This is a genomic window from Pseudoxanthomonas sp. Soil82 (genome assembly GCF_040446535.1).
Taxonomy (GTDB): Bacteria; Pseudomonadota; Gammaproteobacteria; order Xanthomonadales; family Xanthomonadaceae; genus Pseudoxanthomonas; species Pseudoxanthomonas kaohsiungensis.
On record NZ_JBEAAK010000001.1, the window covers coordinates 37,522 to 50,899 of the forward strand.

16 protein-coding genes and 1 tRNA gene are annotated in these 13,378 nt (G+C 71.3%); 11 read left to right on the forward strand and 6 right to left on the reverse strand.

The window, feature by feature from the left end:
* Positions 1 to 2 precede the first annotated feature (2 nt).
* The 9 genes from ccoO (at position 3) to ABKA19_RS00160 (ending at position 7,692) form a co-directional block, all read left to right on the forward strand.
* The gene (gene ccoO / locus ABKA19_RS00120; protein ID WP_353687126.1) at positions 3 to 635 is read left to right on the forward strand and encodes a cytochrome-c oxidase, cbb3-type subunit II; all 633 of its coding nucleotides are present in this window, start codon (positions 3 to 5) and stop codon (positions 633 to 635) included.
* Positions 632 to 790 carry a cbb3-type cytochrome oxidase subunit 3 gene (locus ABKA19_RS00125; protein WP_353687127.1) on the forward strand — a complete coding sequence of 53 codons (159 nt, stop codon included), beginning with the start codon at positions 632 to 634 and terminating at the stop codon, positions 788 to 790. Before ccoO ends, ABKA19_RS00125 begins: the two co-directional genes overlap by 4 nt.
* Complete coding sequence (ccoP, locus tag ABKA19_RS00130; RefSeq protein WP_353687128.1) at positions 787 to 1,725, forward strand: cytochrome-c oxidase, cbb3-type subunit III; 939 nt, start codon at positions 787 to 789, stop codon at positions 1,723 to 1,725. Before ABKA19_RS00125 ends, ccoP begins: the two co-directional genes overlap by 4 nt.
* A 9-nt stretch (positions 1,726 to 1,734) precedes the next feature.
* On the forward strand, positions 1,735 to 2,031 hold the full coding sequence (locus tag ABKA19_RS00135; RefSeq protein WP_162376984.1) for a hypothetical protein: 297 nt from the start codon (positions 1,735 to 1,737) through the stop codon (positions 2,029 to 2,031).
* A 208-nt stretch (positions 2,032 to 2,239) separates the two neighbouring features.
* Positions 2,240 to 3,790 (forward strand): 4Fe-4S dicluster domain-containing protein, encoded by a 1,551-nt coding sequence (locus ABKA19_RS00140; RefSeq protein ID WP_353687129.1) that lies wholly within the window; start codon positions 2,240 to 2,242, stop codon positions 3,788 to 3,790.
* Positions 3,787 to 4,341, forward strand: a complete 555-nt coding sequence (locus ABKA19_RS00145) for a FixH family protein (RefSeq protein WP_353687130.1) — start codon at positions 3,787 to 3,789, stop codon at positions 4,339 to 4,341. Before ABKA19_RS00140 ends, ABKA19_RS00145 begins: the two co-directional genes overlap by 4 nt.
* Before the next feature lie 6 nt (positions 4,342 to 4,347).
* Positions 4,348 to 6,789 (forward strand): heavy metal translocating P-type ATPase, encoded by a 2,442-nt coding sequence (locus tag ABKA19_RS00150; RefSeq protein ID WP_353687131.1) that lies wholly within the window; start codon positions 4,348 to 4,350, stop codon positions 6,787 to 6,789.
* The gene (ccoS, locus tag ABKA19_RS00155; RefSeq protein WP_162376981.1) at positions 6,786 to 6,965 is read left to right on the forward strand and encodes a cbb3-type cytochrome oxidase assembly protein CcoS; all 180 of its coding nucleotides are present in this window, start codon (positions 6,786 to 6,788) and stop codon (positions 6,963 to 6,965) included. The genes ABKA19_RS00150 and ccoS overlap by 4 nt, the downstream gene beginning before the upstream one ends.
* Position 6,966: 1 nt before the next feature.
* Positions 6,967 to 7,692: a sulfite exporter TauE/SafE family protein gene (locus tag ABKA19_RS00160; protein WP_353687132.1), complete on the forward strand. Its 726-nt coding sequence runs from the start codon at positions 6,967 to 6,969 to the stop codon at positions 7,690 to 7,692.
* 180 nt (positions 7,693 to 7,872) lie between these two features.
* Here the strand turns inward: ABKA19_RS00160 and ABKA19_RS00165 are convergent, their stop codons facing one another.
* The 4 genes from ABKA19_RS00165 to rplM all read right to left on the reverse strand — a co-directional run bounded on the left by ABKA19_RS00165 (position 7,873) and on the right by rplM (position 10,081).
* Positions 7,873 to 8,910 carry a sensor domain-containing diguanylate cyclase gene (locus ABKA19_RS00165; RefSeq protein ID WP_353687133.1) on the reverse strand — a complete coding sequence of 346 codons (1,038 nt, stop codon included), beginning with the start codon at positions 8,908 to 8,910 and terminating at the stop codon, positions 7,873 to 7,875.
* Between the two features lie 122 nt (positions 8,911 to 9,032).
* Positions 9,033 to 9,107 (reverse strand) — tRNA-Gln (locus tag ABKA19_RS00170).
* Positions 9,108 to 9,250: 143 nt separating this feature from the next.
* Positions 9,251 to 9,643 carry a 30S ribosomal protein S9 gene (rpsI, locus tag ABKA19_RS00175; RefSeq protein WP_162376979.1) on the reverse strand — a complete coding sequence of 131 codons (393 nt, stop codon included), beginning with the start codon at positions 9,641 to 9,643 and terminating at the stop codon, positions 9,251 to 9,253.
* Positions 9,644 to 9,652: 9 nt separating this feature from the next.
* Complete coding sequence (gene rplM, locus ABKA19_RS00180; protein ID WP_162376978.1) at positions 9,653 to 10,081, reverse strand: 50S ribosomal protein L13; 429 nt, start codon at positions 10,079 to 10,081, stop codon at positions 9,653 to 9,655.
* Between the two features lie 240 nt (positions 10,082 to 10,321).
* Here rplM and coq7 point away from each other — a divergent pair, with 240 nt between their 5' ends.
* On the forward strand, positions 10,322 to 10,963 hold the full coding sequence (gene coq7, locus ABKA19_RS00185; RefSeq protein WP_353687134.1) for a 2-polyprenyl-3-methyl-6-methoxy-1,4-benzoquinone monooxygenase: 642 nt from the start codon (positions 10,322 to 10,324) through the stop codon (positions 10,961 to 10,963).
* 214 nt (positions 10,964 to 11,177) lie between these two features.
* On the opposite strand, the gene sugE is transcribed toward coq7, so the two are convergent.
* Together sugE and speD are read right to left on the reverse strand one after the other, a co-directional pair.
* Positions 11,178 to 11,498 (reverse strand): quaternary ammonium compound efflux SMR transporter SugE, encoded by a 321-nt coding sequence (gene sugE / locus ABKA19_RS00190; protein ID WP_162376976.1) that lies wholly within the window; start codon positions 11,496 to 11,498, stop codon positions 11,178 to 11,180.
* A gap of 200 nt (positions 11,499 to 11,698) precedes the next feature.
* Positions 11,699 to 12,493, reverse strand: coding sequence for an adenosylmethionine decarboxylase (gene speD, locus ABKA19_RS00195; protein ID WP_162376975.1), 795 nt, complete (start codon positions 12,491 to 12,493; stop codon positions 11,699 to 11,701).
* 136 nt (positions 12,494 to 12,629) lie between these two features.
* Between speD and crp the strand changes: the two genes are divergently transcribed.
* Positions 12,630 to 13,319, forward strand: coding sequence for a cAMP-activated global transcriptional regulator CRP (crp, locus tag ABKA19_RS00200; protein ID WP_162376974.1), 690 nt, complete (start codon positions 12,630 to 12,632; stop codon positions 13,317 to 13,319).
* Positions 13,320 to 13,378 lie beyond the last annotated feature (59 nt).

Here is a 13,378-nt window from a genome sequence, read left to right on the forward strand (position 1 = left end):
ACATGAGCGAACACAACCAGAATCCCCACGAGAAGATCGAGAAGAACGTCGGCCTGATGGCGGTGCTGATCGCCGTGGCCATCTCCTTCGGCGGCCTGGCCCAGATCGTGCCGCTGATGTTCCAGGCCGAGGCGATCAAGCCGCTGGAAGGCGTCGAACCCTACCCCGCGCTGCAGCTGGCCGGGCGCGACGTCTACGTGCGCGAGGGCTGCTACAACTGCCACTCGCAGATGGTCCGTACCCTGCGCTTCGAGACCGAACGCTACGGCCACTATTCGCTGGCCGGGGAATCGGTCTACGACCGCCCGTTCCAGTGGGGCAGCAAGCGCACCGGGCCGGACCTGGCGCGGGTCGGTGGCCGCTACTCGGACGACTGGCACCGCGTCCACCTGATCAACCCGCGCGACGTCGTGCCCGAGTCGAACATGCCCGGGTTCCCCTGGCTGGCGCGGAACGAGGTCGATGGCGCCACCGTCGCCCGCCGCATGAAGGCGCTGCGGACCCTGGGCGACCCTTACACCGAGGAGCAGATCGCGCAGGCCGCCGCCGACGTGGAGGGCAAGACCGAGCTCGACGCGGTGGTGGCCTACCTGCAGGCGCTGGGACGGCACGCGCCGCGCGGAGGCCAGCCATGATCGCCGGTCTGTTCACCGCGGCGCTGCTGGTGCTGTTCATCGGCGGCTGGATCTGGGCGTGGAGCCCGAAGCGCAAGCAGGCGTTCGACGAGGCGGCGCAGCTGCCGCTGGACGACGGCGACGCCGGCCGGCAAGAAAAAGGGGACGTGGCATGACAAGCGGATGGACCTGGTTCGTCATCATCCTGGTGGCCATCAACATCGTGGGTTGCGTGTGGCTGCTGTGGTGGACCGCGCGCCGCCGCCCGGGCGATCCCAAGCCCGAGGACACCTCGCATGTATGGGACGGCGACATCACCGAGTACAACAAGCCGCTGCCGAAGTGGTGGATTAACCTGTTCTACCTCACCATCATCTTCGCCGTCGCCTACCTGTTCTGGTTCGGCGGGCTGGGCGGCGTGCCCAGCTACGGCGGCTGGACCTCGGTCGGCGAGCACGCCAAGGCCAAGGCGGTCGAGGACGCCAAGCTCGAGCAGACCTTCAAGCCGTTCGCCGGCATGGCCATCGACACCCTGGCGCAGGATCCCAAGGCGGTGGCCCTGGGCCGCTCGATCTTCAGCAATACCTGCGCCACCTGCCACGGTTCCAGCGGCCAGGGCGCGATCGGCTACCCGAACCTCACCGACGCGATCTGGAACTGGGGCGGCACCCCCGACCACGTCCTGCAGTCGGTGCTCGACGGCCGCGAAGGCGTGATGCCGGAATGGGGCACGGTGCTCACCGGCATGGGCGGCCCGGAGGCGGTGGACTACACCATCGCCTACGTGCGCACCCTCGCGGCGCCGGAAACGCTGCAGAACAACTACATGGCCGCCCGCGGCCGCAAGCTGTACGAAGGCGTCTGCGTGGCCTGCCACGGCATCGACGGCAAGGGTAACCAGGACATCGGCGCCCCGGACCTGACCGACGACTACTGGATGTACGGCAGCAGCCGCGACAGCCTCTACCAGACCATCGTCCACGGCCGCCACGGCGTGATGCCGGCGCACCGCGAGCTGCTGGGCGAAACCCGCGCCCGCCTGGTCGCCGCCTACGTCTGGTCGCTGTCGCATAATGCGGCCAGGACGGGGAGCCAGCCGTCGCAACAATGAGGGCAGGAAGTGACCGACTTCAGCGAGCCGCGCTTCGACCATCCGCCCCGCCCGCTCGCCCAGCGGGTCGGGGCGATCGCCTGGCCGAGCTTCTTCGCGGCGGGCGTGGCGACGATGGTGTTCTTCGCCTTCGTCGATCCGCTGGCGCTGCGCGACCTGACTTTCCCGGACCTGCCGCTGACCCGCGAGCTCGGCTACACCATCGGCTTTTTCATGTTCTGGCTGGCGACCGCCTCGTCGAGCCTGTTCACCTGGATCCTGCTGCGCCCGTCCAGCCGCTTCAACCGCGCGCTGCCGCCCGACTAGCCCGGCGCGCCCGCGGCGCGGCGCCACTGCGACAATCTGTCGTCTGGCGCGCGGCGCGGAACCGCGGATACTGGTGGCAGGCAAGCAGGCACGATCCGCCAGCCACGCCGCCATGCGCGGCCAAGCCCACCGAAATGACCGCAACCGAATCCACCCGCCACGGCCGACGCCACCCCCGGCGCGCGATGCCGCAGCCAGGACGGCAGCCATGAGCAAGCGCATCCCGCTGGACGTCGTCGACGAGCAGGGCAACTCCTTCTACGTCAGCGAACGCAAGGTCTACCCGCGCGACGTCTCCGGCCGCTTCAACCGGCTGCGGGTGGCCGCGGTGGTGTGGCTGCTGGGCATGTTCTACCTGTTCCCCTGGTTGCGCTGGGACGGCCGCCAGGCGGTGCTGTTCGACCTGCCGGCGCGCAGGTTCTACGTGTTCGGCCTGGCGTTCTGGCCGCAGGACTTCCTGTTCCTGGCCCTGCTGCTGATCATGGCGGCGATGGCGCTGTTCTTCTTCACCGCGCTCGCCGGCCGCCTGTGGTGCGGCTACGCCTGCCCGCAGACGGTGTGGACCGAGGTGTTCCTGTGGATGGAGCGCTGGACCGAGGGCGACCGCGGCAAGCGGATGAAGCTCGACGCCGGCCCCTGGAACCGCGACAAGATCCTGCGCAAGGGTGCCAAGCACGCGCTGTGGGCGCTGTTCGCGCTGTGGACCGGCTTCACCTTCGTCGGCTTCTTCACCCCGATCACCGACCTGGCCGCGCGCCTGGTGCCGTTCCAGTGGGGCGGCTGGGAAACGTTCTGGGTGCTGTTCTACGCGCTGGCGACCTGGGGCAACGCCGGCTTCCTGCGCGAGCAGGTATGCAAGTACATGTGCCCGTACGCGCGCTTCCAGAGCGCGATGTTCGACCGCAACACCCTGCTGATCGCCTACGACCCCATGCGCGGCGAGCCGCGCGGCCCGCGCAAGCGCGGCCTCGGCAGCGTGCTCGAGCGCGCGCGCGGGCTGCTCGACCCGCGTACCGCCTACGACTACGTGTTCCGCGCCAGCCGCCATCCGACCGCCGCCGACAACCGCCTGCAGGCCCACGGCACCATCGCCCTGGCCGGCGCCGGCGCGGTCGCCGAGCCGCTGCCGAAGTTCGCCCACGAGGAACTGGGCGACTGCATCGACTGCACGATCTGCGTGCAGGTCTGCCCGACCGGCATCGACATCCGCAACGGCCTGCAGTACGAGTGCATCGCCTGCGGGGCGTGCATCGATGCCTGCGACGAGGTGATGGACAAGATGGGTTACCCGCGCGGCCTGATCCGCTATTCGACCCAGAACGCGATCGACGGCAAGGACACGCGCGTGCTGCGGCCGCGCATCTTCGTCTACGGCCTGCTGCTGCTGGGCCTGTGCGGCGCCTGGCTGTGGGGCGTGACCCACCGCAGCGAACTGATCGCCGAAGTGCTCCGCGACCGCAACGCCCTGTATCGCGAAGCGGCCGACGGCCATGTCGAGAACGACTACACGCTCAAGCTGATCAACAAGAGCCAGGAGACGCGCCGGTATCGCATCTCCCTGGAGCCGGCCGGCGATGGCCTGCGGCTGTCCGGGCCGGCGGTGGTCGAGGCCGGTCCCGAGCAGGTGCTGCCGGTGACCCTGAGCGTGGCCGCCGACGCCGGCACCGGTGGCCGCCGCGACATCCGCTTCGTGGTCGAGAGCGAGGACGGGCGCGACCGGCGCATCATCGAGAGCAGCTTCTTCGGACCCAGCCCATGAACGAATCCCGCCGCACCGACACCGACCCCGACACCGACGGCCACGCGCGTTCCCACTGGCGCAACCCGGTGATGTGGCTGGTGGTCGGCCTGCCGCTGCTGTCGATCGTGGCTGGCGTCGGCCTGGTGATCACCGCCGTGCGCACCGGCGGCGCCGACCCGGTCAACGATCCGGTCCGCCGCGTGGCCCAGATCCAGACCACCGACCTGGGACCGGACGCGGCGGCGAAGCGGCTGGGGCTCAGCGCGGTGCTGCGGGTGGAGGACGGCATCGTCGAGGTGTTGCCGGCGACCGGCGACTTCCCGCGCGACCAGCCGTTGCAGCTGCTGCTGGAGCATCCGGTGACCCAGGCCGAGGACCTGCACCTGCGGCTGGCGCCCGAGGGCCCGGGCTGGCGCCTGCAGCAGGACGTCGATCCAAGGCACGACTGGATCGTGCAGCTGCAGGCCGCCGATGGCAGCTGGCGGCTGCATGGCCGGCTGCCCCGGGACCGGCACGCCGCGCGCCTGGCACCCTCGCTGGGCGCCCCTGCGCCCGGCGCGGGCGGCTGAACCGCCGTGGCCGTCGGCCTGGCCATGCAGGCTCCGCGCGCCCTGGCCACCGGCAGCTGCCGCCATTGCGGCGAGCCGCTGCCCGCGCAGCCTTGCCTGCAGGAGTTCGAGGGCCGCACACACGCCTTCTGCTGCCACGGCTGCGCCGCCGCCGCCGAATGGATCGCCGACGCCGACCTCTCGGGCTACTACCGGTTGCGCGATGCCGGTGGCGGGCGCGTCGGCGACGACCTGCCCGACCTGTCGGTGTGGGACCGCGACGACGTCCAGGCCCAGCACAGCCGCGCGGTGGCTGGCGGCCGCCAGATCACCCTGCTCACCGACGGCATGCGCTGCGCCGCCTGCGCCTGGCTGATCGACCGCGCGATGGCGCGCGAGCCCGGCGTGGTCGACTGCACCGCCAACGCGGTGACCGGGCGCATCCACCTCACCTGGGATCCGGCGCGCACCACGCTGTCCGTGCCGCTGCAGCGCCTGGCGATGCTCGGTTACCGCCCGTACCTCGCCGGCAGCGAGGCACTGGAACGCGAACGCATCCGCGAACGCCGGCGCTGGCTGCTGCGGCTGGGCGTCGCCGGGCTGGGCACGCTGCAGGCGATGATGCTGGCCGAGGCGCTGTACCTGGATTTCGACGGCAGCATGCCGCTGGCCACGCGCGACTTCTTCCGCTGGCTGGCCTTCCTGCTGAGCACGCCGGTGGTGTTCTACGCCGGGTGGCCGTTCATCGCCGGTGCGATCGCCGAACTGCGGCAGCGGCGCCTGGGCATGGACGTGCTCATCGCCGGCTCCACCCTGCTGGCGTACTTCGCCAGCCTGTTCGAGACGATCCGCGGCGGCGAGCACGTCTGGTACGACGCGGCGGTGATGTTCGTGTTCCTGCTGCTGGCCGCACGCATGCTCGAGCAGCGCGCGCGCAGCGTGGCCAGCGCCCAGGTCGATGCGCTGGCGCGGGCGCGGCCGGCCTTCGCGACCCGTGAGCGCGGCGACGGTGGCCGCGAGACGGTGCCGCTGGCGGCCCTGCGGCCCGGCGACGTGGCCTGCGTGGCCGCGGGCGAATCGGTGCCGGCCGACGGCCTGCTGCTCGACGGCGAAGCCTGGTTCGAGGAAGCGCTGCTGACCGGCGAGTCCACGCCGGTGCGCAAGACCGCCGGCGACGAGGTCTTCGCCGGCACCGTCTGCCGCGAACGTCCGGCGCGCCTGCGCGTGACCTGCACCGGCGCGGCCACGCGCCTGTCGCAGCTCACCCGCCTGGTCGAGCAGGCGCAGGCGCACCGGCCCGCGCTGGCCCGCACCGCCGATCGCATCGCCGGCCGCTTCGTCCTGTTCCTGCTGCCGGTGGCCGCGCTGGTGTTCGCCGGATGGTGGCACTACGACGCCTCGCGGGCCCTGGAAGTGACCCTGGCCCTGCTGGTGATCAGCTGCCCGTGCGCGCTGTCGCTGGCGGTGCCGGCCGCGCTGGCCGCCGCGCACGGCGCGCTGGCGCGGATCGGCCTGCTGGCGGTGCGGTCGGACGCGCTGGACACGCTGGGCCGCGCCACCGACATCGTGTTCGACAAGACCGGCACCCTCAGCGACGGGCGTCCGGTGCTGGTGGCGACCGAGGGGTTCGACATCGAAGGCGCGCAGGCACTGCGCATCGCAGCGGCGCTGGAACGCGACAGCGGCCATCCACTGGCGGCCGCGTTCGCCCGCCACGGCAGTCCTGCCACGCAGGCTACCGTGGTCCAGGCGGTGCCGGGCCGCGGCGTGCAGGGCGAGGTCGATGGCCGGCAGTGGCGGCTCGGTCGCGCGGACTTCGCCAGCGGCGGCGTCGACGACGGCGCGTTGTGGCTCGGCGACGGCACTGGCGCCAGCGCGCGCTTCACGCTGCAGGAGCGCGTGCGCCCGGACGCGGCCGAAGCGATGGCCGCGTTGCGCGCGCAGGGACTGCAGGTGCACCTGGCCAGCGGCGATGGCCAGGCGGCGGTGGACCGCATGGCCGCCACGCTGCCGCTCGACGGGATCCACGCCCGGCAGTCGCCGGAGGACAAGCTCGAGCGCGTGCGCGCGCTGCAGGCGCAGGGCCGGATCGTGGCGATGGTCGGCGACGGCCTCAACGATGCGCCGGTGCTGGCCGGCGCAGATGTCTCCATCGCCATGGCCGGGGGCGCATCGCTGGCGCACCGGGCCGCCGACCTGGTCACCACCGGCGGCAGCCTGGCGCGGATCCCGGCCGCGGTCGCGCTGGCGCGGCGCACCCATCGCGTCATCCGCCAGAACCTGGCCTGGGCGGCCGCCTACAACCTGCTGGCGCTGCCGCTGGCCGCCGCCGGGCTGGTCACGCCGTGGCTGGCCGCGCTGGGCATGGCGCTGTCCTCGCTGGCCGTCACCGTCAACGCGTTGCGCCTGGCACGCGGCACGCATGCCGGGCCGGCCGCGTCCTTCCTGCCGGCGAGGTCCGCTGCATGAACATCCTGCTGCTGCTGATCCCGATCAGCCTGGTGCTGCTGGGCGTGGCGGTGGCCGCGTTCGTGTGGGCGGTCAAGCGCGGCCAGTTCGACGACCTCGACACCCCGGCGCTGGACATCCTCGAAGACGACGACCGCCCCGCTCCGCCGCCGGATCGCGACCGGCCCGGCGGCTGACATGCCGGTCGACCTGCCGACGCTGGTCGCAGCCGCGCTCGCCGGCGTCCTCGGCGGCGCGCATTGCGCGGTGATGTGCGGCGGCATCGCCGCGGGCTTCCCGGCCATGGCGCCCGGGCGGCCGCTGGCGGTGGCCTGGCAGGCGAACCTGGGCCGGATCGGCGGCTATGTCGTCGCTGGCGCGGTGGCCGGTGGACTGGGCGGCGGCCTGCTGCGGCTGGTGCGCATCGAGGCGTTGACCACCGGCGTGCGCATGGCGGCGGGCCTCGCGCTGGTGCTGGTGGCGCTGCGCCTGCTCGATCGCGGCGGACGCATGGACCTGCTGTCGAAACCCGGTGCGCGCGCCTGGCGCTGGCTGCAACCGCTGCACCGGCACCTGCTGCCGGCCGACCGCGCCTGGCGCCGGATCGCGCTGGGCGGCCTGTGGGGCTGGATGCCATGCGGCCTGAGCGTTGGCCTGCTGACGGTGGCCTGGCTGCAGGCCAGCGCCGCTGGCGGCGCGCTGGTGATGGCGGCCTTCGGCCTCGGCACCTTGCCGGTGATGCTGCCGCTGACCTGGTCGGGCGCGCGCATGAACCGCTGGCTGCAACGCCGGGCGCTGCGCAATGCGCTGGGTGGCGTGGTCCTCGGCGCGGGCCTGCTGACCCTGTCGGCGCCGTGGCTGATGCAGGTGCCCGCGTTGCACGGCCCGCTGGCGGCGCTGGGCTGCCGCCCCCTCGCCGGCTGAAAGTGCCCGATCGGGTCATGCGCGGGCGCCATGGCGCCGGTCGCGCCTACCTGGCCTCGTCAGGCGCGGTTCGCGTCGTCGCGCCTTTCCGTGTGGGCCAGGTGCGGACGCAGTCGCGTCGTCGCCATTGCCTGGCAGGAGGAGCGGATGCCGTCGCGGCGACGCGCCTGCTGGCGCGACCTAGGCGCGCACGCAATCGCGTCCGTCGCCCTTGGCCCGGTACAACGCCTCGTCGGCCGCACCGGTCCAGTCCTCGATCGCCTCCATGCCCGGCGCCAGCTCGGCCACGCCGATGCTCAGCGTCACCGGGACGCCGCCGACCGCGACCCGCGAGGACACCGCACGGCGCAACCGTTCGGCCACTTCCAGCGCGGCCTCGTGGCCGGTGCCCGGCAGCAGCACGCCGAACTCGTCGCCGCCGTAGCGCCCGGCGGTATCCGCGCTGCGCAGGTTTTCGCGGAGGATCGCGCAGACCTGGTGGATCACCTGGTCGCCCGCCAGGTGCCCCGCACCGTCGTTTATGCGCTTGAAACGGTCGATATCGACCATCAGCAGCGACGACACCGCGCCGTAGCGGTGGAATCGCCGCAGCTCGGCCATGACCAGCGCCAGCCACTGCGGCCGCGTCGCCAGCCCGGTCTGCGCATCGATGCGCGAGCCGTGTTCCAGCGCGCGCTTCTGCGCGCGCACCTTGTCGGCGAACATCCGGGTCGAGGCCCCGACCGCCAGCAGGTAGCACAGCAGGAACGGCATGCACCACAGCATGGTCGTGAACTGCGTACGCGGCTGGAAGCCGAAGCCGTTCAGCGCGGCGGTCGCCAGCGCCACCAGCGCCATCACGCCCATCGAGCGGCGGGTCAGCGACCAGCCGCCGGCGACGGTCCGGTCCATCGCCATGATGGCCACCAGCAGCGCGCTGGGCAGCAGGTCGAACTGCGCCATCGCGATCCAGAAGCCGGCCAGCCCCGTGTCGATGGTCAGGTTGCGGAACTCGGCACGCAGCGGATCGGAGGACTGCGTCGACAGGCGCCAGGCCAGCACCGGCCAGCCCAGGCAGGTGAACGCGAGCAGGAGCAGCACCGGCGCCGCGGCATCCTGCCCGACCAGGGCCGAGCCGATGCCGAGCATGGCGGCGAAGAACCCCAGCGCGCGCATGGCACAGGTGTACCGCACGAAGTGCAGGACACCGGAATCGGTCTTGGCGGAACGGTCGGGCATGACGGCGGCAGCATAGCGATGCCGGAAAACAGCAAGAAACATGCCATGCCAGCCTCCGCGGTCCGGACGTGCACGCCGGACACGAAAAAGCCCGGCCTTTCGGCCGGGCTTTTCCTTGGATATGGCAGCCCCGGATGGATTCGAACCACCGAATGCCTGAGTCAGAGTCAGGTGCCTTACCGCTTGGCGACGGGGCTGTAGGCAGGGCGGAATTATAGTCCCGCCGGCGGTCGAATGCATCCCACCGGGGCATTCCACCGTGTTGGCGGAACCGGGCCGGCCTGGCCCGGTCCGCCGTGGCCGCATGCCCCAGGCGAGGCGATGCGGCCCGCCAGGCGCATCAGCGCTTGGAGAACTGCGAGGCGCGGCGTGCCTTGTGCAGGCCGACCTTCTTGCGCTCGACTTCGCGCGCGTCGCGGGTCATGAACCCGGCCTTGCGCAGGTCGCTCTTCAGCGACTCGTCGTACTCGACCAGCGCGCGGGCGATGCCCAGGCGGATCGCACCGGCCTGGCCGGTGGTGCCGCCGCCGGCGGCGGTGACGACGATGTCGAACTTGTCCGTGCTCTGGGTCAGCTCGAGCGGCTGGCGCACGATCATGCGCGCGGTCTCGCGGCCGAAGAACTCGTCCAGCGGACGACCGTTGACGGTGATGCTGCCGCTGCCCTTGCGCAGGAACACGCGGGCGGTGGAGGACTTGCGACGGCCGGTGCCGTAATTCTGAGTGGTAGCCATCGTTGTGCCTTAGATGTCCAGCGGCTGCGGCTGCTGGGCCGCGTGCGGGTGTTCGGAACCGGAGTAGACCTTGAGCTTGCGGTACATCGCACGGCCCAGCGGACCCTTCGGCAGCATGCCCTTGACCGCGATCTCGAGCACGCGCTCCGGGTGGCGCTCCAGCGCCTGGGCCAGGGTCTCGCTCTTCAGGTTGCCGATGTAGCCGGTGAAGCGGTGGTACATCTTGTCCTGCAGCTTCTTGCCGGTCACCGCGATCTTCTCGGCGTTGACCACGACGAGGTAGTCGCCGGTATCGACGTGCGGGGTGTAGACGGGCTTGTGCTTGCCGCGGAGGCGATGGGCAAGTTCGGCGGCAAGGCGGCCGAGGGTCTTGCCGGATGCGTCGACGAGGTACCAGTCGCGCTGGACGGTCTCGGACTTGGCGATGAAAGTCTTCATGGGAACTCGGGTCGTTGGTCGGGTTGGTTCCGCGGCCGGGTTGCCCGGACGGAACTTCGCCTCGCGTTGTCAAGGGCGCAGCAAAGAGGCGGAATGATACCCGCCCACGCGCGTCGGCGCAACCTGCCGGCAAACCCGGGCCAGGCCGTGCGGCCCATGCGCTTGGCAGCGGCTCGCCGCCGGACGGACAATCCGGCGAGGGCCGCCCGGCGGCCCGGACGACCCGCCTCCGGAGCCCGCATGTCCGCCGTCCGCCACCTGACCCCGCTCGACCGCTTCCTGGTCGAGGCCCAGCGCGCCCTCGAAACGACCCTGGGCGACCCGCCCGCCGCCCGGCCCTACCCCGCCAGCGCCGAGGACCCGGTGCTGCCCGCCGCCGCCCGCCGCCACGCGGCTGGCCTGATGCGGATCAACCACGTCGGCGAGGTCTGCGCCCAGGGCCTGTATTTCGGCCAGGCCGCGGTGGCGCGCGACCCCGCCACCCGCGCGCACCTGCTGGAGGCCGCCCAGGAAGAGACCGACCACCTGGCCTGGTGCGCCAGGCGCCTGCGCGAACTGGACAGCCGGCCCAGCCTGTTCAACCCGCTCTGGTACGCCGGCAGCTATGCGATCGGCACCGCGGCCGGCCTGCGCGGCGACGGCTGGAACCTGGGCTTCGTGGTGGAAACCGAGCGCCAGGTCGAGGCCCACCTGGACGAGCACCTCCAGTCCCTGCCGGCCACCGACCAGCGCAGCCGCGAGATCCTCCGGGTGATGAAGGAAGACGAAGCACGCCACGCCGACCAGGCCGAACACGCCGGCGCCCGGGCGCTGCCGCCGCCGATCCCGCAGGCGATGGCGCTGGCGTCCCGGCTGATGAAGCTGGTCGCGTACCGGCTCTGAGGCGCACCCTCGTCCGCGCTGTGCCCACCCGCCCGCTCGATCCGCCGATTCGGCCAACCTCGAGGACGGGGCTCGCTCCGCTACGCAGGACGCTACTCGTAGAGCGGGGCTCGCCCCGCTGCTCTTGATCGGCGCCGGGTGAGGAGCAGCGGGGCAAGCCCCGCTCTACGGTCCATGTCGGCGCCCGTGCGGCTCGGTAGCCCGGGCGTTGCGGTCAAGCCGGCGATGCCAGCTTGAGGCCGATCACGCCGGCGATGATCAGGCCGATGCAGGCCAGCCGCATCGGCGAGGCGCTCTCGCCCAGCAGCATGATCCCCATCGCCGCCACGCCGGCCGCACCGATGCCGGTCCACACCGCGTAGGCGGTGCCGACCGGAATCGAGCGCATGGCCAGGGTCATCAGGTAGAGGCTGACGGCCGCGGCGGCCGCGGTCCCCAGGCTGGGCCACAGCCGGGTGAAGCCGTCGGTGTGCTTCAGGCCCAGGGCGAAGCCGATCTCGAACAGTCCCGCCAGCAGCAGGTAGGTCCACGCCATCGTCGATTCTCCTCGGTGAACGCCGCCCGGCAACGATCCCGGGGACGGGAAAAAAAAGCGGCCCGGAGCATGGCTCCGGACCGCCGTCGGTCTTGGTCCGCGGCCGGGGCCGCGCGCGGGACGTCCCGCGAATTCGTGGCGCCATCCTGGCGCCGCCCGCCTGAACCACGCGCCACCCGCGGCGGCGCGCGGGTCCCCGGTCACTCGGACAGGTTGCGCCCGTGGAACAGCTCCTCGATCTCGCGCTTGAGCAGCGCTTCCACGCGCATGCGCTCCTTGAACGAGAGGTTGCGCGCCTTCTCCTCGAACAGGTACGTGTCGAGGTCGAACTCCTTCAGGTGCATCTTCGTGTGGAAGATGTTCTCCTGGTAGACGTTGACGTCGATCATCTCGTAGCGGGACTTGATGTTCTTCGCCAGGTAGTCCTGGATCGAGTTGATCTTGTGGTCGATATAGTGCTTCTTGCCCTTTATGTCGCGGGTGAAGCCGCGCACGCGGTAGTCCATCACCACGATGTCGGACTCGAAGCTCTCGATCAGGTAGTTCAGCGCCTTCAGCGGCGAGATCACGCCGCAGGTGGCCACGTCGATGTCGGCGCGGAACGTGGCGATGCCGTTCTGCGGGTGCGTCTCCGGGTAGGTGTGCACCGTGATGTGGCTCTTGTCCAGGTGCGCGACTACCGCGTCGGAGATCACTTCCTTGCCGGCGGCCTTCTTGTCGATGACCGGCTCCTCGGAAATGAGGATGGTCACCGAGGCGCCCTGCGGGTCGTAGTCCTGCCGGGCCACGTTGAGGATGTTGGCGCCGATGATCTGGGCCACGTCGGTCAGGATCTGGGTCAGGCGGTCGGCGTTGTACGCCTCATCGATGTACTCGATGTAGCGCTGGCGCTCGTCCTCGGAGACCGCGTAGCAGACGTCGTAGATGTTGAAGCTCAGCGCCTTGGTGAGGTTGTTGAAGCCTTGCAGCCTCAGGCGCGGCAGGGGTTTGACCACGGCGGTCATGCCTCTGGAGGATGGGGAACGCGCAATTATGGGGCAAACCCGGTGACGGGGGTATGTACCCGGCGGGCCACGGTTTGCCGACCGGCGCACATACGGCTACGCTGCGGCATCCCCCGACCCCCCATCCATGAACGCCAGGAAGCCCACCACCGTGTCCCCCGTGCGCTTCGCCAGCAGTCCCCTGTCGCTGGACCAGTCCGCCGTCGAGCGGTTCCTGGCGCATTGCCAGCGCCGCCGCTACCCCAACCGTACCGACGTGTTCCGCCCGGGCGACCCGGCGGGGACCCTGTATTACGTGGTCAACGGCTCGGTCAGCATCATCGCCGAGGAAGAGGACGGCCGCGAGCTGGTGCTGGGCTACTACGGCGCCGGCGAATTCGTCGGCGAGATGGGCCTGTTCATCGAGTCGGACAGCCGCGAGGTCATCCTGCGCACCCGCAGCGCCTGCGAGCTGGCCGAAATCAGTTACGACCGCCTGCAGCAGCTGATGCTCGGCCCGCTGTCGGCCGACGCCCCGCGCCTGCTCTATTCGATCGGCGTGCAGCTGTCGCGGCGGCTGCTGACCACCAGCCGCAAGGCCAGCCGCCTGGCCTTCCTCGACGTCACCGACCGGATCGTCCGCACGCTGCACGACCTGGCCAAGGAACCCGAGTCGATGAGCCACCCGCAGGGCACGCAGATGCGCGTGTCGCGGCAGGAGCTTGCGCGCCTGGTGGGCTGCTCGCGCGAGATGGCCGGGCGGGTCCTGAAGAAACTGCAGGCCGACGGCCAGCTGCATGCGCGTGGCAAGACCGTGGTGCTGTACGGCACCCGCTGATCGGCCGTCGGCGGCCGGCGAACCTCCGCGGGCGGCGCCGGCCACGCCCTCCCCGCCCC